18 protein-coding genes and 1 pseudogene are annotated in these 21,196 nt (G+C 70.9%); 7 read left to right on the top strand and 12 right to left on the bottom strand.

Features of this window, described 5'->3' with window-relative positions:
- Positions 1-48: 48 nt before the first annotated feature.
- Both KBY81_RS03345 and KBY81_RS03340 read right to left on the bottom strand, forming a co-directional pair.
- Positions 49-3,096, bottom strand: a complete 3,048-nt coding sequence (locus KBY81_RS03345; RefSeq protein WP_254975599.1) for an adenylate/guanylate cyclase domain-containing protein — start codon at positions 3,094-3,096, stop codon at positions 49-51.
- A 153-nt stretch (positions 3,097-3,249) separates the two neighbouring features.
- Positions 3,250-3,918, bottom strand: a complete 669-nt coding sequence (locus tag KBY81_RS03340; RefSeq protein ID WP_254972283.1) for a Crp/Fnr family transcriptional regulator — start codon at positions 3,916-3,918, stop codon at positions 3,250-3,252.
- A 318-nt stretch (positions 3,919-4,236) separates the two neighbouring features.
- Here KBY81_RS03340 and KBY81_RS03335 point away from each other — a divergent pair, with 318 nt between their 5' ends.
- Complete coding sequence (locus KBY81_RS03335) at positions 4,237-7,728, top strand: hypothetical protein (RefSeq protein WP_254975598.1); 3,492 nt, start codon at positions 4,237-4,239, stop codon at positions 7,726-7,728.
- Positions 7,729-7,942: 214 nt separating this feature from the next.
- On the top strand, positions 7,943-9,361 hold the full coding sequence (locus tag KBY81_RS03330; protein ID WP_254975597.1) for a hypothetical protein: 1,419 nt from the start codon (positions 7,943-7,945) through the stop codon (positions 9,359-9,361).
- 124 nt (positions 9,362-9,485) lie between these two features.
- On the opposite strand, the gene speG is transcribed toward KBY81_RS03330, so the two are convergent.
- Positions 9,486-10,016: a spermidine N1-acetyltransferase gene (speG, locus tag KBY81_RS03325; RefSeq protein WP_106219362.1), complete on the bottom strand. Its 531-nt coding sequence runs from the start codon at positions 10,014-10,016 to the stop codon at positions 9,486-9,488.
- Between the two features lie 77 nt (positions 10,017-10,093).
- Between speG and KBY81_RS03320 the strand changes: the two genes are divergently transcribed.
- Positions 10,094-11,227: a histidinol-phosphate transaminase gene (locus KBY81_RS03320; protein ID WP_254975596.1), complete on the top strand. Its 1,134-nt coding sequence runs from the start codon at positions 10,094-10,096 to the stop codon at positions 11,225-11,227.
- A gap of 22 nt (positions 11,228-11,249) precedes the next feature.
- On the opposite strand, the gene KBY81_RS03315 is transcribed toward KBY81_RS03320, so the two are convergent.
- From KBY81_RS03315 to KBY81_RS03280, 8 genes are all read right to left on the bottom strand, one after another.
- Entirely contained in the window at positions 11,250-11,918 is a 669-nt protein-coding gene (locus KBY81_RS03315) for an MBL fold metallo-hydrolase (RefSeq protein WP_254975632.1), read from the bottom strand.
- A gap of 187 nt (positions 11,919-12,105) precedes the next feature.
- On the bottom strand, positions 12,106-12,702 hold the full coding sequence (locus tag KBY81_RS03310) for an aminodeoxychorismate/anthranilate synthase component II (RefSeq protein WP_106219360.1): 597 nt from the start codon (positions 12,700-12,702) through the stop codon (positions 12,106-12,108).
- Between the two features lie 9 nt (positions 12,703-12,711).
- The gene (locus tag KBY81_RS03305) at positions 12,712-13,185 is read right to left on the bottom strand and encodes a diacylglycerol kinase family protein (RefSeq protein WP_106219359.1); all 474 of its coding nucleotides are present in this window, start codon (positions 13,183-13,185) and stop codon (positions 12,712-12,714) included.
- Positions 13,186-13,253: 68 nt separating this feature from the next.
- A complete protein-coding gene (gene ybeY, locus KBY81_RS03300; protein WP_254975595.1) occupies positions 13,254-13,778 on the bottom strand; it encodes an rRNA maturation RNase YbeY in 525 nt (174 codons plus the stop codon).
- Positions 13,775-13,969 (bottom strand): DUF3285 domain-containing protein, encoded by a 195-nt coding sequence (locus tag KBY81_RS03295; protein ID WP_106219357.1) that lies wholly within the window; start codon positions 13,967-13,969, stop codon positions 13,775-13,777. The genes ybeY and KBY81_RS03295 overlap by 4 nt, the downstream gene beginning before the upstream one ends.
- A gap of 20 nt (positions 13,970-13,989) precedes the next feature.
- Positions 13,990-15,115, bottom strand: a protein-coding gene (gene prfB / locus KBY81_RS03290; RefSeq protein ID WP_156818482.1) for a peptide chain release factor 2 whose coding sequence is annotated in 2 segments (ribosomal slippage) — positions 13,990-15,039 and positions 15,041-15,115 — 1,125 coding nt in all. Because the reading frame shifts where the segments join, the coding sequence is not laid out codon by codon here.
- 32 nt (positions 15,116-15,147) lie between these two features.
- Complete coding sequence (locus KBY81_RS03285; protein WP_254975594.1) at positions 15,148-16,179, bottom strand: aromatic acid exporter family protein; 1,032 nt, start codon at positions 16,177-16,179, stop codon at positions 15,148-15,150.
- The gene (locus KBY81_RS03280) at positions 16,176-16,970 is read right to left on the bottom strand and encodes an FUSC family protein (RefSeq protein WP_254975593.1); all 795 of its coding nucleotides are present in this window, start codon (positions 16,968-16,970) and stop codon (positions 16,176-16,178) included. The genes KBY81_RS03285 and KBY81_RS03280 overlap by 4 nt, the downstream gene beginning before the upstream one ends.
- A gap of 177 nt (positions 16,971-17,147) precedes the next feature.
- Between KBY81_RS03280 and KBY81_RS03275 the strand changes: the two genes are divergently transcribed.
- Complete coding sequence (locus KBY81_RS03275) at positions 17,148-17,426, top strand: glutaredoxin domain-containing protein (RefSeq protein WP_286160909.1); 279 nt, start codon at positions 17,148-17,150, stop codon at positions 17,424-17,426.
- Entirely contained in the window at positions 17,423-18,412 is a 990-nt protein-coding gene (gshB, locus tag KBY81_RS03270; protein WP_254975592.1) for a glutathione synthase, read from the top strand. The genes KBY81_RS03275 and gshB overlap by 4 nt, the downstream gene beginning before the upstream one ends.
- 12 nt (positions 18,413-18,424) lie before the next feature.
- Here gshB and KBY81_RS03265 read toward each other — a convergent pair whose 3' ends face one another.
- Positions 18,425-19,816 (bottom strand): isochorismate synthase MenF, encoded by a 1,392-nt coding sequence (locus tag KBY81_RS03265; protein WP_254975591.1) that lies wholly within the window; start codon positions 19,814-19,816, stop codon positions 18,425-18,427.
- Positions 19,817-19,887: 71 nt separating this feature from the next.
- Here KBY81_RS03265 and menA point away from each other — a divergent pair, with 71 nt between their 5' ends.
- Both menA and KBY81_RS03255 read left to right on the top strand, forming a co-directional pair.
- The gene (gene menA / locus KBY81_RS03260; RefSeq protein ID WP_254975590.1) at positions 19,888-20,877 is read left to right on the top strand and encodes a 2-carboxy-1,4-naphthoquinone phytyltransferase; all 990 of its coding nucleotides are present in this window, start codon (positions 19,888-19,890) and stop codon (positions 20,875-20,877) included.
- Positions 20,874-21,196: pseudogene (locus tag KBY81_RS03255) on the top strand (o-succinylbenzoate synthase); the annotation flags it as partial. The gene menA and the pseudogene KBY81_RS03255, both read left to right, overlap by 4 nt.

The raw sequence follows: 21,196 nt of genomic DNA, 5'->3' as shown, positions 1-21,196 counted from the left end.
CGCCATCGCTTCGGTGTGTCGGAACGTCTGCGCCCTGGGTGAGGCCGATTACGGCGCCGATCCGCCGATCCGTTCCCGTGCGTAGAGCTGTTTCTTGTCGTTGATCATCGTCTCGAAGCTGGTGGCTCCCTGGGTCCTGGCCATGGCCAGGGCCTGATCCAGGGCTTCCATCACGGATGGCTCGTCATGGCCCCTGGCCCTGGCGATCACATCCGCTTTGCGGACCTGGACGAGGGGCAGGAAGTAGGCCTCACCCGAGCGCCTGACGGCCTCCTCAGCCGCCTCAATGGTGGCGAAGGCTTCGGAGGTGGAGCCGGCCAGAGAGTGGAGCGTGGCAATCTCGGCCAGCCGAAAGCCCTCCAGCGTCCTGACGCCCAGGCGCTGCTGTTCCCGCATGCCTTCGGTGGCGATCGCCAGCGCCTCTCCCCCCGGCTCCGCCTGTCCGGCCTGGGCCAGGGCGACGCCTTTGTAGACCTTGGCGATGGCACGCCAGGTCAGGTAGCCGTAGGTATCGGAGATCTTCAGGATCGTTTCGCTGAGGGCGATGGCCTCGAGATAGCGACCCTGCAGCACAAGAATCAGCAGTTCGTGGCTCATCGTGTAGACCGTCTCGTAGTTCCGGCCCAGCCGTGCGGCATGGCGTCGTGCCTGTTCGAGGGTGGCGGCCACCTGGTCCGGATCGCCGGCGGCCTGCTCCACCATCGCAAGGGCAGTGAGGGAACCTGTCATCGGATCATGGGTGGACGGAAAGCTCAGATCCCAGCCCTCGTGGAGGTGATAGAGGTCAATGCTTTCACGCAGATGCTGGCGCGCCAGGGCCATGGATCCCTTGACGTAATGGACGTAACCGATGGAGAAATGGGCTTCAATTCCGTGGATGGGATTCCGGCCTTGATCCCATCGCTGGAGGCATTGGCCAGCCGAGTGCTCGGCATTCTCCAGATCGCAGGAGACGAGGCTGAAGTTGCAGATTCCCCGCAGGATCGCGAAGGACGACTGGCTGTCCTCGAGGCGCTCCGCCAGCCTCCGGGATTCCTCCAGAATCTGCCCGACTTCAGGTGCCGAGTAGCTGCGGGATCCGGCCAGGCTCATGGCCAGGCCCAGCAGCAGTGTCAGCTCCAGGGAGGCTGGCAGCGCCTCCTGGCGACAGCCTTCGTGACGCAGCAGATCGAGGGCCGTCTGGAAGTGCTGCACAGCTTCTTCATGGGAGGCCATTTCAGCGGATCGTGCCCCGGCCCTGATCCAGTGGGGGATCGCCTGTTCGAAGGATCCTGCGCGGGTGAAGTGATGGGCCAGCAGCTGGGGCTCCGCATCCACGAGCTCATGAAAATGACCCGAGAGGGTCTCGGCGATCTGTTCGTGAAGGATCTGCCGTTCCCGCTTCAGCATGGTTTCGTAGGCCGTGTCACGAATCAGCGCATGCTTGAATTCGTAGGCCTCACCGGCTGTCTGATCGGAGAACTGCAGCAGCCCGGACACCAGCAGATCATCCATCTGCTGGCGCAGCACCGCCTCCGGCTGGCTGGAAACGGCTTCCAGTAAGTCGTAGGTGAAGCTTCTGCCGATCACGGCGGCGATACTGGCCAGCCGACGGGCCGGACCGAGTCGATCGAGGCGGGCGGCCAGGGAGTCCTGCAGGGTCTCCGGGATCGGGTCGGCGTCATCGCCGCCGCCGGTGCCGTTGGCACGAACCTGCTCGAGCATGGCCTTCGTCGTTTCCTCCACGAACAGGGGAATCCCATCGCAGCGCTCGACGATGCGCCGCATCAGTTGGGGGGAGAGGGCTTCATCGGCGTTCAGACAGGTGCAGATCTGTTCGGAGGCCGTGCGGTCCAGCCGCCTGAGGTTGACGTGGGCACAGTTGTCGCCCGGGGGCCAGCGCGCATCGAATTCGGGCCGCGCCGTGGCCAGCACCATCCAGGGCTGCCGATGGGCGGCGGCGATCAGACGATCCAGCAGTTCCAGGGTTGTCGGATCGATCCAGTGCAGATCCTCGACGACGATCAGACTCGGCTGACCCTGACTCCAGGCCTGGACCATGGCCAGCAGCGTGTCCAGTCGGATCTGTCGTTTCTTCTCGGGGGTCAGTCCCTCCAGCGCCGACTGCTGGCCTCCGGGCAGGCCGATGAGATCGGCCAGAACCTCCAGGCTGCTGGCTTCGGTGGCGCCGTAGCGCTCCATCAGCCGGGCCAGCTTCTGGTGGCGGCTCCCATCGGCTTCGCCCTTTTCGAAGCCGGCGGCTTTGTTGATCTGTTCGGCGATGGGATGGAGGGTGCTTTCCCTGGTGTTCGGGCCGCAGTACCAGCTCATCTGACGGTGACCCTGCTCCAGCAGGGATCGCTTCAGTTCACCGACCAGATGGGACTTGCCGATTCCCGCTTCCCCCTGGAGCAGCACCACCTGGCCCCGCCCTGCGGCGGCGGCCTGCCATGCGTTCCACAGCCGTTCCATTTCCTGCCGGCGGCCGATCAGCGGCAGATCACTGGTTCTCCAGCGGGCCTGGGAACGGCAGGACACGTCGGTTTCCTCCACCACCGCATAGATCTGCACGGCCTGATGGAAGCCTTTCAGTTCCCTTGGACCAAGACTCTGGTGATGGAACAACTCCCGGGTGATCCGATGGGTGCTCTCCGACACCAGGATCTGGTCGGGGCCCGCCTGCGATTGCAGCCTGGCGGCCAGATTCGGGGTTTTCCCCATCATCAGACCGGCTTTGTGCGGTGTCTCGATGTTCCGGATGCTGGTGGCCACCACGGATCCCGTGGCAATGCCGATGCGGCTGCGCAGGGGTTCACCGGTGGGCGACGGCAGGCCCCGTATCGCCTCCCGCAGTCGCAGGCCCGCCCTGACGGCATTGGGGGCCGCCTCCTCCGAGGCATCGGGATAGCCGAAATAGGCCAGGATGCCATCACCCAGATACTGGGCCATGTAGCCACTGTGTGAGGAGACAATGTCATCACAAATGGCGTAATAGGATTCCACCATCTCCATCAGCACCTCGGGGTCGAGTTGCTCAGCGAGAGATGTGGAGTTGACGAGGTCGCAGAACAGAACAGTGACCTGACGTCGTTCCGGAGGACGTTTGACAGGTTTCACCCGTGGACCCATGGCTGATGCATCGCCGTGCTCGGGGCTGCGGCCAACGTCGAGAGGTGTGGATTCCTCCACTCCATTCTAACGGCCGGCTGTTTTTTCCTGCGACGTTCTGTCATCTCCGGCCACCCGGAAGGCCGTGCCGGAGCGGGGCCATCAGGGCTCCAGCAGTCCCCGCCGACGCAGGGGCTCCAGATTCGCCAGCCGCAGCCCTTCGGCCGTCTCGACGATGGTTCCCCGGGAGCGGAGCTGGGTGAGAATCCGGGAGGTGGTGCCGCGGGCCAGCCCGGCGATGGCGGCGATCTCCGTCTGCTTCAGGTCGGGAATCGGGGCGAGCGGATCGTTGCCATAGCCGCTGCAGTAGGCCAGCTCCAGCAGGGTGGCCAGGACGCGGGTGGGGGCATCCTCGCCCCGCAGGCTGAAGCGTCGTCCCAGGCCGAGCAGGCGCCTGGCCTGCAGCCGGGCCATCTCGATGGCGAATCCCGTCGAGCGATCCAACTCGTCCTGGACCGTTTTCCAGCGCAGTTTCACCACTTCAAGCGGGGTGAGTGCCACCACATCGGCAGACCGCCGGCTGTTGCCGAGCAGCATCGCCAGCTCTCCGAACATTTCCCCGGCACCCATCAACGCGATCACCACCTCTTCCCCCTGCAACGTGAGGCGTCGAACCTTCACCACCCCTGAGCGGATCAAGAACAACCCATCGTTCCAGTCACCCTCGAAGACCAGCTGATGCTGCGCCGGCACCTGCAGGGTCCGGTGCTCGCCGAGAAGGCTCTCCAGCTGCTCGATCGCCAGTCCCTCGAACAGGGGGAAGGACCTCAATTCACCGGCCTCGAAGCCTCCCATCTCCCTCCGACGGACGCGCCACCTTCCCATGGTTTGCCTGGCTTGTCATCCAGGTGACAGCGGAGTGGCAGCCATCTCCCAGTCGGAGGCGACGGGGATCAACACACGCCGGCGGCGATGCCCGGACAGTGACGGCAGTGCGTTGGCCTGCCTGTCATGACGTCCCTCGTCCCCAGTCACCGGCATCGGTGGCCCGCGCCCGCTGGGACGGACGGGTGGATCGGGCACTGCTGGCCAGAGCTGCTGGCCCTGGTGGTGGCCGGGCTGCCTGGCCCGGCGACGCCATGGCCGCTCGTGCTGTCGTCCCTGATCCGGCTCAGCTGGTGCTCGGCGGAGCTGCTGCACGGGACCGGCCATGCCCTGATGCGCGCCCTGGTCGACGGCGACGGCGACGCCCTGGCCGTGGTCAACCTTCTGGAGCATCGCTCCCCCGGCGAGGTCCTGGGGAGCCTGGCGCCCCTGGCCCCGATCGGTCCGGGGGACGGCCGGGGGCGATCGCGACCCTGGATGGCGGCCGGGGACCCGACACCCTGGCGGGTGCGACTGAAGGCCGGCGGCGGTCTGCTGTCCAACCTGCTGGCCCTCGCCCTGGCCTGGGGCGGCCTGGAGGTGTTCAGCGCAGGGAGCCCCGCCCCCGTGCGCGCCCTGCTGGTCTGCGTGGCGGCGGCCAACGGCGCCCTGCTGCTGGCCTCACGCACTGACTGGGCGGCGATCGGGAGCGGCCGGGCCGCCCGCTTCCACTGCGGCCATTTCGGCTTCATCAGTGGTGCCGATCCATCGGTGCGGGGCGAGCTGCTGCCGCCGCCTGCCATCGATCGCTTCCGGACCATGGGCCTGGAGATGGAGACCCGGGGGGCCCCCGCAGGCGCTGGCCTGGTGGTGGTGCGTGATCGGAGGGGCCGGATCGACGTCGTCGGACACGGCAGGATCAACGGCAAGCGCGGCCACCTCACCCGCTCGCTGGAGCGCAGCTTCCGCCGGGCCGGAAGCCGGGCCCTCCGGACGGGCCGCCGACCCGTGCCCTCCGGGCTGATCGCGGCCTGGCAGTACGGCCCCGGCTCCAGCGGCCCCCCCGGCAACCTCGAGTCCCACTGGCAGCGCTGGTCCCCGCCCCAGCGGCGCCGTCTCTGGTCCAGGTCGCAGGGACGCTGGGTGAGTGACTGGCAGGCGGTTCAGCACCGCATCGCCCTCGAAGGCGAGTTCCAGGGGTACAGCCTGTTCGGCGCCGAAACGACCGTCCACGGCCTGGGGACCTGGCTGCGGGCTGCCCTGCGCGGCGGCCCTGCGGCGGCCGGAGCGGCGCCGACGGTCGCCGGACTGATGGATCTGCTGATCTGCCAGGGGGACTGGTTCGCCGCCGTGCGGCTGGCGTCCCTGCGGCTTCTTGCGGAGCCCGCCGCCGCCCCGGCCAGCGCCGCCTTCGCGCCCTGGGCCACCGGCTTCGAAGCCGCCTTCCAGGACCTGATCGCCTCCCGCCCAGACGCGTGCCTCGACCAACCCGCCGTGATGGAGGAACTGACCCTGCGGATCCTGCACCGACTCGAGGCCGATCCCCTGCTGCGGCGTTACAGCTCCTCGCGGACCCGGCGATGGATCCGGGCGGCCATCGGCGCGTTCCTGCATCACGATCCCTTCGCCGCGGCCCGCCAGTTCCTGGCCTGTGCCCGGGGCCGTTTCGGGCTGGTCGTGATCTCCGCCACCTGGCCCGACCGGCTGGTTCTCTGCAGCCTGGGGCAGTCGATCGCCATCGGCGTCGACGGACCCGGCGCCGTGGCTCTCTACGCCACCGAGCCGGCTGCGGTGGATGCGGTGCTGGGGGGGCGACCCGGCTGCCATCGCATCGACCTGGATCCGGTCGCCGGCGAGATCGCCGTCCTCTCCCCCACGGCCCTCACCATCCACTCGCTCTCGCAGGAGCGTGAACTGACCGCCGAGGAGATCCGTCGCCGCCGCCAGGCCTCCCGCACCTGCCCCGGATCCGCCGAGCCCCCATCCCGGGCTGGACGCGGGGGCCTGGATCCGGTGGGTGCGGACCTGGCGGCGATCCCCGGTCTGCTGTCCAGGATCCAGGACGACTGGATCCATCCCCTCTCGGCCAACCGCGCCAGCGCCCAGGCCCTGGCCCGGCTGCTGATCGCCACGGCGATGCGGCTGGCCGAAAGGCAGGCGTTGCTCACGCGCGAAGGACTGGATCCGGCCCTGGCCCGATCCAGCCATGTGGATCTGCTGGTCACAGGCCTCGAGAACAACCTCTGGCTGGGTGCGCACTTCGCGCGGGATCTGGAGGGGCTCATGCCCCTGCTCCACGTGAAGGCGCTCTCCGCCAGCGCCGTTCTCCAGCATCTGCACGGCGACGGATCGTCCCTGAATCTGTCCCGCCAGTCGATCGTGCTGGTGCTCAGCGATTCCGGCCAGAGCACCCCCTGCCGCCAGGTGCTGGACGCCTGCGACCGGCTGGTGCGCGAGGCCCTGATCGAGGACGTCTTCCTGGTCATCGGCGACCCGGACAGCCTGCCGGTGTCTCCGCTGCCGGCCCCCGACGGCCCCGACCAGGCCCGCCGCCATCGGCTGTTCACCACGGTGGCCGGCCGCCGCACCTCCGAGGCCGCCACCGCCACGGTGGCGGCCATGCACCAGACCCTCACCGAGCTGCTGTTCAGCCTCTGCCGCCAGGTCCAGCAGGCCTTCCCCGACCAGCGCCCCCTGGGGCTGCGGCTGCGACCGGAGGCGCTGCTGGCTCTGGAGACGATGGAGGACCAGCTTCTGGTCAACGATGTCCGCGAGATCATCGGTGCCGACGAGGGGGGGCAGCCCCACCCCAGCGCCGTCTCCCGCCGGCTGGTGCAGGAAGGCAGGCGGTGGGCCTGGCATGTCCTGGAGACCCCGGCCGCCTGGCTGATCCACGCGCTGTACGTCCTCGGCAGCCTGGGATGGGGGATGCCCCTGTTCCGGGGCCTCACCCTCGCCCTGCTGCCGCTGGCCGGCCTGGCCGAGGGGGAGGGGATGGGTTCCCTGCTGCTGGCCCTGAGCCTGCCCGCCGATGTGGCCCTCTACGTCCTGGGTCCCTGGTGCTGGACCCTGGGCCTGAGGTTCCTTCAGGGGCGCCAGCCCCTGGCCCGCATCGGTCGGCGGAGCCTGGTGATCGGCGAGGCCGAGGGGCTGCACCAGCTGCTCAGCAACTTCGTCAGCAAGCTCTTCGCCCTCAGCTATGGCCTCACGGCCCTCGATGTGCATGGTGCGGATCCCGCCGATTCCCTCCCCCACGGCTATGCCCATCGGCTGGTGCGCGGCACCCTGCTGTTCCTGGGGGTTCCCGACGGCCGCTGCAGCCAGCGACAGCGGGCCCACGCCGATGCGGTGCTCGGGGCGGCCCGACAGGCCGAAGGCCTCCGTCACCTGGGTGCCGGTCCCGAGATCGTCGCCCTGAGTTCCGATCCCTGCATCAGCGCCGAGCACTTTCAGGCCGCCCTGGTCATCCCCAGCCCGATCCATGGGGGCTGCGGCAATGGCATCTGTCTCCCCAGCGACGATGGGATCGAGGCGATCCGGGAATCCCGCTTCGGGTCCCTCCGGCGGCTGCTGGCCGCCTATGTGTTCTTCCATGCCATGGCCCACCGGGTGGCCACGGTCCCAGGGCTGGGTTACGAGTGGTGGAGCTCCCAGAGCCGCCCGAAGCTGGCGCTGGCCGCCCCACCCCTGGCCCTCGCGATCAGGTTCCTCCGCGCCGAACCGGCGGCGAGCGAGCCACCGGTGCGGGGCCGGCTGGTGCATCAGCTGCGCCGCTGATGGCGCGGGATCCGATCGGCGCTCCGGTGCCTGGCCGCCCTGGATCGGGAGCTCGCTCCCTCCTGTCACCGCGATGACACCCAGCCATCACCAACAGGACGGGAACGGGTGATCCCAGGTCCAGGTCGTTCCGGGCTGTCTCCACACAATCAGGGGGCCCTTCACGGACAGGACCATGGCGGCAGGCGGCTCCAGAACGCGCTTCTGGATTGACATGAGCCTGGAGTGTGTGCGCCGGGACCACACCGATTCCCTGTCCTCCGGTGACCAGCGGGGCCCCTTCCTCACGGCTCGGGCCCTCGGCATGGCCCTGGCGGCCCTGCATGACGTCAGGTCCGTCGTCGCCGGCTCGGCCATGCAGCTGCTCAGCCTTCCCATCCCCGCCGGCCTGCTCCCCTTCCCCAGCCCGGAGGAGAGGGATCTGGCCGCCGCGGCCGCCTGTCACCAGGTGCTCCGGCTTCGCTACCCCAACCAGGCCTCCCTGCTGGAGCGGGCCTGGCGCCAATGGCTCGATGACTTCGCCCTGGGTCCGGCCGGGACGCCGGTGGAGATGGCCGGCAGGGCCTACGGCAAGGCCGTTCACCAGGTCGGCATCGACGACCTCAGCAAGGCGCGCACCGCGGGCACGCCCGATGGCACGCCCTGCCACCACCGGCCGGTACCGCCCCAGCCGACCCAGGGTTTTGCGGGCGCCGACTGGGGACAAGCCACGCCACTGGCCGCGACCCGGGTGACGGATTTTCCGCCACCCCCCGGTCGCCTCGATGCCGAGACCGTCGCCTCCCGGGGGGAGTTCCACCGCGCCCCCGGCGATCCGGCCTTTCGCACCCTTGCCGAAGAGGTGATCGGCATCGCCTGGGCGTACGACGGCCCCCGGGAGCTCGGCACCCCACCCCGCCTCTATCTGCAGGTGGTGCTGACGGTGCTCGACGCCATCGAGAAGCGCCATCCCGGCCAGCTCCAGGGGCTGGATGGACTGGCTGTCATCGCTGGCGCCGCCGTGGCCATGGCCGATGCGGGCATCGATGCCTGGCACTACAAGTACGCCCCGACCCACAGCATGGGCCGTCCGGCGGTGGGGGTTCGGGAGGCCGTCGTGGGGAAGGGGCTCGCCGAAGCCAGCCGGTTGCCCCTGGGCCGTCCGGAGGGCACCGGCAGTGGGGCGGGGCTGACGCCCGATCTTCCCTCCTATCCCTCCGGCCACGCCACCCTCGGTGCGGCGGCCTTCCAGCTGCTGCGCCTGTTCCTGGTGGCCCGGGGGTTGGGCAGCTTCGATCCGGCCGGCAGCGGCCTGGATGATGTGCGCTTCGAATTCGTCTCCGATGAGTCCGATGGTCGCAACAGGGATCCCTGCATCCCGTGGCCTCGGGACCGTCTCACCCTGAGTTACGGCAGCCTGTGGGAGGCGATCGTGGATAACGCGGTGAGCCGGGTCTATCTGGGGGTGCACCGGCAATGCGATGGCATCACCACCCGCCTTCCCGACAGCGAAGATGACGTCTTCGGTGTTCCGGCCACCCCCCGGGAACTGGGCCGCATCGGTGGCGTGTGGCTTGGCGCCAGGATCGCCAATCAGATCGCCCGGAAGCTGGACATCCCGAACGCCACGATTGCCGCCTCCGGGATCGTCTGACCTCCGCTGGGCTTCTCTGGGTTCCTCTGAGCTCCTCTTTCTGAGCGCCTCTGCTTTCCTCCGGGGGCTGGAGGGCACCGTTCAGCCCTTGCCCGGTCGAGATCCACGGCCGATGGGCTGGTCCTCAGTCCTTGGGCATCCTGGCCAGATAATCCTCCTGAAGCATGTACATGCGTTTGACGTCGCGATACTGGCCTTCGATGAAGAACTCACCCACCAGGTGGCCCTCTTCGACGAAGCCGCACTGCTGATAGAGGTGCAGGGCCTTGGCGTTGTCAACGGCCACGGACAGGTAGATCTTGTGGAGATTCAGGATGGTGAAGGAGTAGTCGAGGGCTTTGTGGATGCAGAAGCGCGCGTAGCCCTTGCCCTGGTGCTCCGGGGCAATGATGATCTGGAATTCTGCCCGGCGGTGGATGTAGTCGATCTCGATCAGCTCCACCAGGCCGATCAATTCCTTGGCCCTGTTTTCCACCACGAAACGGCGCTCGGCATTGTCGTGAATGTGGCGGTTGTAGAGATCCTCCAGTTCATCGAACGACTCGTAGGGTTCCTCGAACCAGTAGGCCATCACGCTGCGGTTGTTCACCTGGTCGTGGATGAACCGCAGGTCGCCCCGCTCCAGGGCCCGCAGGGCCAGCTCCGATCGCGCCACCGGATTCCAGATCGACGTGCACAGACGGTAGGGCTGCGCTGCAGGATGGCAGTCGCAGCGATCTGAGCTCCGCCGCCGTGACCAGCCCCACCCCAGGCGAGAGCCCGGCCGTTCCCCCCTGCCCCCGGGCCCGGCCGGAGGTGGAGACCCTCACGGCCTACAGCGCCCCCCTGGAGGGGCGCCGCGGTCTGCTGCGGCTTGATTTCAACGAGAACACCGTCGGCCCCAGCCCCCGGGTGGTGGAGGCGATCCGCGCCATCCCAGCCGATCACTACGCCATCTACCCCGAGTACGACGGCCTGCGGGAGGCGGTGGTGCGCTCGCTGGGGGGCCGGGGCCTCACGCCGGCCCACATCGGCCTGTTCAACGGGGTGGATGCGGCCATCCATGCCGTCTTCCATGCCTTCGGCTCGCCGGGCGACCGCCTGCTGACCACCAGCCCCACCTTCGGCTACTACACCCCCTGTGCCCGCATGCAGGGCATGGTGATCGAGGCGATCCCCTACCGCCTGCCGGATTTCGCCTTCCCGTTCGAGGCGATCCGGGCGGCTCTGGAGGCCCCGGGAACGGCGGCGGCTGCCCCACGGATCCTGCTGATCTGCAACCCCAACAACCCCACCGGCACCCGCCTGGCGCCCGGGCCCATCCTGGAGCTGGCGGCGGCGGCGCCGCACACCCTGGTGGTGGTGGATGAGCTCTACGAGGCCTTCACCGGCGACAGCGTGCTGCCCGTCGCCGATTTCGCCGCGTTCCCCAACCTGCTGGTGCTGCGCTCCCTGGCCAAGACGGCCGGCCTGGCGGGCCTGCGCATCGGCTTCGCCATCGGCGCCCCGGCGCTGGTGGAGCGGGTGGGCCGGGTCTGCGGGCCCTATGACATCAACAGCTTCGCGGTCACCGCCGCCCAGGCCGCCCTGGCCGACCAGGCCTATGTGGATGGCTATGTGGCCGAGGTGCTGCGCGCCCGGGACCGGCTCGTGACCCAGCTGCGCCAGGCGGGCGTGCGCCACCATGCCGCCGGCGGCAACTACCTGCTGCTCTGGCCCCGCCGGCCGGCCGCGGCGGTGGAGGCCGACCTGCGCCAGGCCGGCATCCTGGTGCGCTCCATGGCCGGCAAGCCGCTGATCGACGGCTCCCTGCGGGTCAGCCTCGGCACCGGTGCCCAGATGGAGCGCTTCTGGGAGGCCTACCGCCGCATCGACGGTCTGGGGTGAGGTGCGAGGGCCGCCGCCGGCCTCAGCGCATCACCTCCACCACCACCCCATCCCCCAGGGGCGGCACCACCGAGATGCTCCGGCCGCTGCGGCGCACGGTGGCTCCCACCATCGCCTTCAGGAACGGCTCCACCGACCCCTGGTCGCACCCGGCCGGGGGTTTGCCGGTGGTGTACTGCACCGGAATCACCCGGCGGGCCTGCAGCTCCCGGGCCACCTCGGCCGCCTCCTGGCCGGTGTAGACCTTGCCGCCGCCGCCCACGCCGATGATCAGCACATCGGGCCGTCCCAGCAGCACCCGATCGGCGGGGCTGAGGCGACCGGCGGTGCCGCCGAGGTGGGCGATGTCGAGACCGCCCTGGCGCCAGCGCCAGAGGGTGGCGTTGCCGAAGCGGCGGCCGCCCACCCGGTCGTGGGGGGCGGCGATGCCCTCGATCTGCAGGCCGGCCAGCCGGTAGGAGCCCGGCTTCACCAGGAACTTGCCGCTGGCCACCTGGGCGCCCTCATCCTTGAGCAGGCTGCTGGCCAGGATCACATCGGCGCTGACGCGGGGCACGGGCAGCCCGGCGGCGCACCCCACGGCCTGGAACGGGTTGACCAGCACCCGGGCGCCACCCCCCTGGATCAGCAGGGCGCTGTGGCCCAGATGGGTGATCGAGACGCCGCCGCCCTTCTGGGCCACCGCCGGCATCGGCAGGGTGAGTCCGGCCGCCAGGGCCAGACCCGCGCCGAGGCGCAGCCCCGCACCCAGGCCCAGCCCTGGGGTGCTGGTCCTGCGCAGGGCTGTCGCAGATCCGGTCAGCGCTGTCGCGGACCGGCTGGTGGGGTCAACCATGGAGTCGCGTCTGGCCCCACCGGGCCCGGGATGTGGCGCGAAACTAGCAGTGGGAGGCCTGGCGCAGGAAATTGGCCAGCAGCTGGTGACCGGCCTGGGTGAGCACGCTCTCCGGGTGGAACTGCACCCCCTGCAGGTGGGGATGGTCGCGGTGCTGCAGGCCCATGATCGTGCCGTCCTCCAGCCAGGCGGTGATCTCCAGGCAGTCGGGCAGGGTCTCCCGCTCCGCGATCAGGCTGTGGTAGCGGGTGGCGGTGAGGGGCTCGGGCAGCCCTTCGAACACGCCGGCGCCGCGGTGGTGGACCGGTGAGGTCTTGCCGTGCATCAGCTCGCCGGCCCGCACCACCCGCCCCCCGAACACCTGGGCCAGGCACTGGTGCCCCAGGCACACCCCCAGCACCGGCACGGTGGGCCCCAGCTCCCGCAGCACCTCCAGGCAGACCCCGGCCTGGTCCGGGTCACCGGGGCCGGGGGAGATCAGGATCGCCGCCGGCTCGAGGGCCCGGATCTGCTCCAGGTCGAGGGCGTCGTTGCGTTCCACCCGCACCTCGGCGGCGAGGGGGTGGTCGGCGGCCAGTTCACCCAGGTACTGGACCAGGTTGAAGGTGAAGCTGTCGTAGTTGTCGAGGACCAGGAGCATGGGGACGGTCTAGACGCCGAGGCGGATCAGCAGGGGGGGCACGAGCAGCAGCAGGGCGATCAGCAGCGACGAGAGGGCGGCGACGAGCACGGCGGCGGCGGCGCAGTCCTTGGCGATGCGGGCCAGGGGGTGGAACTGGCGGCCGATGGCGAGATCCACCACCGCCTCGGTGGCCGTGTTGAGCAGCTCCAGCACCAGCACCGCCGCCACCGTGAGCACCAGCACCGCCAGGCGGTCGGCGGCAAGCCGCAGCCACAGTCCCAGGCCGAACACCACGGCGCCGGTGACCACATGGATGCGGAAGTTGCGCTGGCTGGCGAAGCCGTAGGCCAGGCCCTGGGCGGCGTAGCGGAAGCTCGCCGGCAGGTCGCCCGCCACCTTCCACGCCCCCACCCTCAGGCGCCTGCCGCGGCGGTGCACGTCGCTGGCCACGTCGCTGGGTACTTGGCGGAGGGCCGGCGGATGTTCCTCGGGAACGAGCATCGGCATCGCACCGCCGTTGGAGGGACAACCGGCACCCTACCGCCGATGGTCGCTGGGAACAGCCCCTGTCAGGAGGGGGACGCCTCCAGCAGCGCCGTCTGCCGGGCCAGCATCGCCTCCAGGCTGTCGTCATCGGGGTGATCCCAGCCCAGCAGGTGCAGCAGGCCGTGGCTGGCCAGGAACAGCAGTTCGTCCTGGAGGCCGTGGCCGGCCGCCTCGGCCTGCCGCCGGGCCGTGTCGAGGGAGATGACGATGTCGCCCAGCTCCAGCCAGTCCGGCTCCACCCCCGCGGGGGCGGGCGGCGCCTCCTCCTGGGCGGCGAAAGCCAGCACGTCGGTGGGGCCGCTGTGCTGGCGCCAGGCCTGGTTGAGCTCCGCGATCGTGGCATCGCCGGTGAGCTCCAGCCCCAGGCTGTAGCCCGCGGCGCGCAGGGAAGCCGGCAGCTCCGGCAGCAGCTGGGCCAGCCAGGCCCCCAGATGGCCGCACCAGAGGGCTTCGGCCACGGCGGGGTCCGCCAGGGGCTCCGGGAGAGTGGCGTCACCGGCAGTCCCGGGCTCCAGGCTGAAGGCCAGGTCGATCTCCGGCGCCGTCATCCGGGCAGGCTGGGCCGCCCCAGCCAGGCGATCAGCAGCAGGAACCCGCACAGGCCCAGGGCGGTGAGGCCGAAGTGCAGCAGGCTCTGGCGGCCCTTGCGCACCATGTTGCGCATGGCCAGCTTGACGAAGCTGGGGCTCTCCTCCCCCGGTGCGGCGGGAGCGGGCGGCGGGCTGGGGCGCTCGGGCATGGGGGGCGCTGCGGAGGGGATCAGGCGGCCGCGTCGGCGGCGATCTCCACACCCTGGCGCAGCAGCGACTGGATGAAGGGATCCAGATCCCCGTCCATCACCCCCTGCACGTCGGTGGTCTCCTCGCCGGTGCGCAGGTCCTTGACCATCTGGTACGGATGGAACACGTAGTTGCGGATCTGGTTGCCCCAGGCCGCCTCCACGATGTCGCCGCGGATGTCGGCGATCTCGGCCGCCCGCTGCTCCTGGGCGATCACCAGCAGCTTGGCCATCAGCAGGGCCATGGCCTTTTCCTTGTTCTGGAGCTGGGAGCGCTCCTGGGTGCAGCGCACCGCCAGACCGGTGGGGATGTGCAGGATGCGCACGGCCGTCTCCACCTTGTTGACGTTCTGGCCGCCGGCTCCGCCCGAGCGGGAGGTGGTGACCTCCAGGTCCTTCTCGGGGATGTCCAGCTTGACCTCCTCCTCGAGCTTGGGCATCACCTCGACGCCGGCGAAGCTGGTCTGGCGCTTGTCGTTGGCGTTGAACGGAGAGATCCGCACCAGCCGGTGGGTGCCCTTCTCATTGCGCAGGTACCCATAGGCGTAGCGGCCGTCGATCTCGATCGTGCAGCTCTTGATGCCAGCCTCCTCCCCCTCGGAGAGCTCGTCCACGGTCACCTTCATGCCGTGGTCCTCGGCCCAGCGGGTGTACATCCGCATCAGCATCAGGGCCCAGTCCTGGGCGTCGGTGCCGCCGGCACCGGCATTGATCGAGATCACCGCCCCCTCCTTGTCGTAGGGGCCGCTCAGCAGGCGCTCCAGCTCCCAGCGGTCGAGGGCCCCCTTGAGGCTCTGCAGGCCGCCGTTGGCCTCGCCGAGGAGCTCCTCATCGGGCTCCAGGTCGTACAGCTCCAGGGTGGCGCGGGCGTCGTCGATGGCCGCCTGCCACTGCTGCAGCTGTTCCAGCTGGGCCTTGACCTCGTCCAGCTGACGCATCTGCTTCTGGGCCTGCTGCTGGTCGTCCCAGAAGCCGGGCTGGGAGGCGAGCTGCTCCAGGTCCCGTTGGCGGGCTTTCAGGGCCGGTACGTCAAAGACAGTCCTGGGCATGGCCCAGGCGGTCGGTGAGCTCGGAGAGGTCGCGCTTGAAGTCGGTGAGATCCAGCAAGGGGAAGCGAATCCGGCGATGGCTCGACCCTATCAGCGCCCCCCATCCGGCCGCCCCGGGCGCTGGGGGGACTGGGGCAGCCGGATCAGGGCATCCGCAAGCAGCAGCAGCCGGCTGGCGATCAGCAGCTGGGTCCGGGCTTCCTGTGGCGCCGGATCGGAGGCCTGGGGCGCCGGCGGCGGTTCCGGCAGCGCCGCGGCCAGCTGCTCCCGGCAGCGGCCCAGGTCCGCCAGCGCGTCCGGGGCGTCCCGCCCCTCGACGAGCGCCCCGATCCGGGTCCGGCCGCTGTCGAGCAGCCGCGGGATCAGCCCCGGCGGCACCCAGGCCGCCGGGGCTTCCTGCCGCAGCAGCAGGCAGAGATCCCGCGCCGCGCTCATCACCGTGCTGCCGTGCTGCAGCTGCTGCTGGGCCCGCAGTACCGCCTCGTCCGGCTGGCCGTGGATGAGGGTCCGCTCCGCCGCCAGCTGGGGCAGCCGGCGGCGCAGGCCATTGCGGCGTTCCCGCAGGGCCTCGACCTGCTGCTCCGGCGCGGGACTGGTCGGCAGGCGCTCCAGGAAGCGGGCCAGATCGAGCAGCCAGCCGTCACAGGAGGCCTGCCAGGCGCTGGAGGCCCGCTGGCTGTAGATCTGCCGCGACACCAGCACCCCCAGGATCACGCCCAGGATCGTCATCACCGTGCGCCAGAACCCGTAGTGCCACCAGGCAGCGCCGTGGTTCATCAGGCTGCCCGCCACCACATGCCCGCCCACCACGAAGCCGCTGGTCAGACCGGCGGCGAATCCGAACAGCCGCACCAGGGTCAGTCCCACGAAGACGCCGAGGGCGCTGGACAGGCCGCCCAGGATCCCCGCACCGATCACCACGGCGAGCAGTCCCAGCAGGGTGCCGATGATCCGCTCCCGCCCGGCCAGCACGCCGCCGCCGAGGTCGGTCTCGAGAATCGTGAGCACCGCCAGGGCCAGGAACAGGCCCTCCGGCAGCGCCAGATGGTGGCAGGCGGCCACCACCAGCGCCAGGACCGCCCCGTTGCGCACGATCACGGCCGACCGTCCCGGCGCTGTCATGGCGCTGATGCCAGGCTGCGCAGCCGCAGCAGGGCCTCGCGGCAGGCGTCGGCATCGATGGAGCGCAGCACGGCCGGCACCCGCACCAGGGCGACGGCGTGGCGCAGCGCCTGCTCGAGGGCCTCGTGCCGCTCCTGCATCCGTTCACTCGCCAGGCCGAGGGCCTGGGGGCTGCGCAGCACGGCGGCGCGCACGGCGCAGTGGGCGCCATAGGCGCCGATCAGCTCCTCCGCCCCGTCGGGGGACGTGCCAGCCAGCAGGGCTTCGATTCGGCCCTGCAGACCCCGCTCACTGTCCTCCAGGCGCTGCAGCGGCGAGCGGTACCAGAACAGGCGCTCGACGGCTATGCCCAGCAGCAGCCCGAGCAGGTGCCAGCCGGTCCTGTCGACGACGTACCAGCCCCCCATCCGCTCGTGGGCCGGCACCGCCAGGATCAGGACGGTCATGATCACGGCGTTCATCAGCGTGGCCGGACTCAGCCCCAGCCGGCGTCCCAGCAGCTGGATGAGGACGTAGCCGATGCCGATGGCGAGCCAGTTGTGCAGGGCCAGGGTGAGCAGCACCACCACGGCGCCGCCGAACACGGTGCCCACGATCCGCGCCCAGGCCGCCTCCCGTGACGCCTCCGGTGTGGGCAGCAGGCTGCGGGCGGCGCCGTAGACCACGTAGAAGCCGTCGATCGCGTTGACGTCCGGTCCGGCCGCCGCGTGGATCCCGGCCGCCAGGAATCCGGCGAACCCCACCTGCAGGGCGTTGCGGATCTGCTGGGGCGAAGGGGGACGGGGGCGCATCAAGCCGACGGACCATGCGCCGCCGGGGAATCAGGCCACAGGATGCCGGGCCTGCGCCGATCGGCCCAGGCGGATCTGGTGGGGCATGGACGGTCCCCTTAAGCTGCGCGATGACGCCCCATGTGAGACCGGATGGAGATCCCAGGAGTCCCCCCAGAGCAATCCGGGCAGGACGCCGTGGAGGAGAAGCCGCCGGCCAAGGTGGAGATCTACACCTATCGCTTCTCCCCCGACTGCATCCGGGCCAAGGGTCTGCTGGATCGGCTCGGGGTCACTTACAACGAATTCATCATCGACGACGATGAGATCAACAAGGAAGTGATGATGAAGCGCTCCGGCGGCCGCACCAGCGTTCCCCAGATCTTCATCGACGGCATCGCCATCGGCGGCTATGTGGAGCTCGCCAAGCTCCACACGGCCGGTGAGCTGGGCCCCATCCTGCGTCTGGTCGCGTGAGCCCCGATCGGGACGCCCAGCTGTTCGTGGTCGATCCGATCACGCGCCTGCGGCCGGCCAAGGATTCCAGCGTGGCCCTGATGCAGGCGGCCCAGCGGGCCGGTCTGGCGGTGTGGGTCTGCACCCAGGCCGATCTCTCCAGCGCCGCTGCGGACGACGGCCGCCACCGGCCCCGGGCCTGGGCCCAGCCGGTGCGACTGGCCCCGATGGCCGCCACCGCCGAGGGTTGGAGCGTGCCCGATCCCTGGGTCGAGGCCGATGGGCCCCGTGACATGCCGCTGGATCACTTCCGCTGGATCTGGATGCGCAAGGATCCGCCGGTCGATGAGGCCTATCTCTACGCCACCCAGTTGCTGGAGCTGGCCGAGCCCTTCGGGGTGCGGGTGCTCAACCGCCCGGCCGCCCTGAGGTCCTGGAACGAGAAGCTGGGCGCGCTGCGCTTCAGCCACCTGATGGCGCCATCGCTGGTCAGCGCCCGGGTGGAGCAGCTGGCCGCCTTCGCCGCCGGCCACCAGGAGGTGGTGCTCAAGCCCCTGGCGGGCAGGGCCGGCCAGGGGGTGGTGCGGACCGCGGCGGCGGCCCCCGGCCTGCGGTCCCTGCTGGAGCTGGTCACCCTCCAGGAGACGCTGCCGGTGATGGTCCAGGCCTTTCTGCCCGCGGTCACCGCCGGCGACAAGCGGATCCTGCTGGTGGACGGGGAGCCCCTCGGCGCCGTGAACCGGTTGCCGAAGGCGGGGGAGTTCCGCAGCAACCTGGCCCTGGGCGGTGCCCCGGTCGCCGCCGACCTCACCGACGCCGAGCGGCACATCTGCGCCGAGCTGGCGCCCGTGCTGCGGGCCGAAGGGCTCTTCTTCGTCGGCATCGACGTCATCGACGGCCGCCTCAGCGAGATCAACGTCACCAGCCCCACCGGCGTGCGGGAAGTGGAGCGGCTGGGCCGCCGGCCCCTGGCTGATCAGGTGATCGAGCGCCTGCTGGCCGGCTGAGGGGGGTCCGGCTCAGCCGAAGCCGGCCGCCACCGGCAGGTTGAGCTGCTGCTGCAGCACCCCGAGCTTGAGCGCCACCTCCTGCAGCTCCCGCTCGGGGTGGGAGCCCCGCACCAGCCCTGCCCCGGCGGTCAGCTCCAGCTGACGTCCCCGCAGGGTGCCGCTGCGGATCGCCACCCGCAGGTCCGTGTCGCCCTCGGTGTCGATCCAGCCGATCGGGGCGGCGTAGTGTCCCCGCTCGAACGGCTCCAGGCTGCGCAGCCAGGCCATCGCCTCGCGGCGGGGCAGGCCCGCCACCGCCGGGGTGGGGTGGAGCGCTTCGGCCAGGGTGAGCGGGGCCTGGCCGCGGAGCGACGCCGTGATCGGGGTGTGCAGATGGACCAGGGAGCCGTGGCGGGCCAGCCGCGGCCGCCGCGGCCGCCGCGGATCGAGGCCCGCCTTCTGCAGCACCGCGGTGATCGTCTCCACCACCAGCTCGTGCTCGTGGCGGTCCTTGCGCGACTGGAGCAGAAGATCGGCCGGCTCCCCCAGCGGCGCGGTGCCGGCCAGGGCATCGCTGCGCAGTTGGCCCTGCCGCAGGGTGAGCAGCCGTTCCGGCGAGGCCCCCACCAGCGCTTCCCGCTCCGAGCGCTGCCAGAGGAAGCGGCAGCTGCCGGGCTGGCTGCGGCGCAGGTGCGACAGCAGGCTGAGGGGATCGAGGGGACCATCCAGCAGCAGGTGCTGACGCACCGCCAGCACCAGTTTCTGCAGCTCCCCCCGCTCCACCAGCTCCAGGGCCCGGTCGAGGGCGGAGCGGTAGCCCGCGTGCCAGTGGGAGCCATGGGCGATGCCCACCGGAGTGTCCCGGCCCGCCATGGAAGGGCTGGGGCCGGCCAGGGCCTCGAGCCGCTGGCGGGTGTCCCAGAGCTCCTCGGCCACGCTGCGGGCCGTGACATCGCCCCCGAGGCTGCGCTGCAGCCGCAGCCAGCAGTGGCGGCCCTGGCGGCTCAGCTGCCAGGTGGGCAGGACCGCCTGCACCCCCGCCGCCCCGGTGCCGGGGTGCAGCGGGCTCTCGAAGAAGGCGAAGGCCAGCAGCACGCGGGGCCGGGCCAGGGCCGGACAGGGGGACGGTTCGCTGGCCAGGCGGCTGAGGCTGAGGCTGCTGAAGCGCTGGGCCAGCTCGAAGCGCCGCGGACCGCTCAGCTCCAGGCTGTTGCACTGGCCGGCGGCGGCGATGCTGAGCCCCGGGGCGCCGTCCCAGAGGAAGCGGAAGTCCCCGCCGCTGCCCAGGTGGGTGAGGGCCACGAGCGGGTCGAGGGCGGCCAGCGGCAGGGCCAGGCTGAGCACTCCCTCCTCCTCCAGACGCCGGCTGGCGGCGGTGGCTGCCGAGAGCAGCGCGGGGAAGGTGGCAGGGGCCTGCACCAAGGGGCCGCGGGACCGGGGCGGAAGGCTGCTCAAATGTATGGGCCTTTCCCCGCCCAACGCCCGCGGCCCCCATGTCTGAGCCACAGGTCGTCGCAAGCCGTTACGCCGCGGGGGGTGGCGCCGCCTCGAAGGCCTCTTCCCGCGGCCGCCTCTGGCGGGCGGCGGTGAAGTGGCCCATGTACGCCGTGGCGGTGATGCCGGTGCTGCTGGCGGCGGGATGGCGGCTGGGCCAGGGTCTGGGTCTGCGGCCCGGGCAGCTGCTGCTGTTCCTGCTGGCGGCCGTGCTGCTGCTGGCCTGGGAGAACCTCGCCAATGACGTCTTCGACGCCGACACCGGTGTGGACACCCACGGCAAGCCCCATTCCGTGGTCAACCTCACCGGCCGTCGGGATCGGGTGCTGGCCCTGGCCAACGGCTGCCTGGTGGTGGGGCTGGGCCTGATGGCCCTGGTGGCGCTGCGCAGCAGCGCCGTGGTGCTGCTGCTGGTGCTGGCCTGCTGCGGCCTGGGCTACCTGTACCAGGGACCCCCGTTCCGCCTCGGCTACCGGGGCCTGGGGGAACCCCTCTGCTGGCTGGCCTTCGGCCCCTGCGCCACCGCCGCCGCCCTGCTGGCCCTGGCCCCGGCCGGGGAGGGGGCGGGCGGGGTGCCCTGGGGGGACGCCCTGCTTCTGGGCAGCGGACCGGCCCTGGCCACCACGCTGGTGCTGTTCTGTTCCCACTTCCACCAGGTGGACGAGGACGCCGCCCATGGCAAGCGCTCGCCGGTGGTGCGTCTCGGCACCCGGCGCGCCGCCGGCCTGGTGCCCTGGTTCGTGGCCGCCGCCCTGGCGCTCCAGTGGGCGCCGGTGCTGCTGGGCTGGTGGCCCCTCACGGCCCTGCTGGGGGCCATCGGCCTGCCGCCGGCCCGGGCCCTGATCCGGCTCCTCGGCGAGGAGCACCACCGGCCGGAGCGCATCGTCGGCAGCAAGTTCCTGGCCCTGCGCTTCCAGGCTTTCAACGGCCTGGGGCTCGCCTGCGGCCTGGCCCTGGGCCCCTGGCTGACGGCTCTGGCGGGCCGGTGAACGCCAGGGCGGACGGGGGGGCGGGGCCGCTGGGGCCCCTGGAGCTGCGGGTGAGGCCCTTCGCCTTCCGTCTGCCCCGGCCGCTGCAGACGGCCAACGGCACGGTGGCGGCGAAACGGGGCTGGCTGCTGCGGCTGCAGGGCCAAGGCGGCGCCGTCGGCTGGGGCGAGGCGGCCCCGCTCGACCCGGGGGAAACCGACGCGGTGGCTGCGGCGCTGGAGGGCCTCGGCTCCGCCGTGGAGCGGGAGGATCTGGAGCGCCGCCTGCCCGCCCTGCCGCCCAGCCTGGCCTTCGCCCTGGGGGCGGCCCTGGCCGAGGC

Source organism: Cyanobium sp. Lug-B (assembly GCF_024345635.1).
In the GTDB taxonomy this organism is placed as follows: domain Bacteria; phylum Cyanobacteriota; class Cyanobacteriia; order PCC-6307; family Cyanobiaceae; genus Cyanobium; species Cyanobium minutissimum.
Note: the sequence above shows the minus strand (reverse complement) of the source record. Positions and strands in the feature narration are given on the sequence as shown.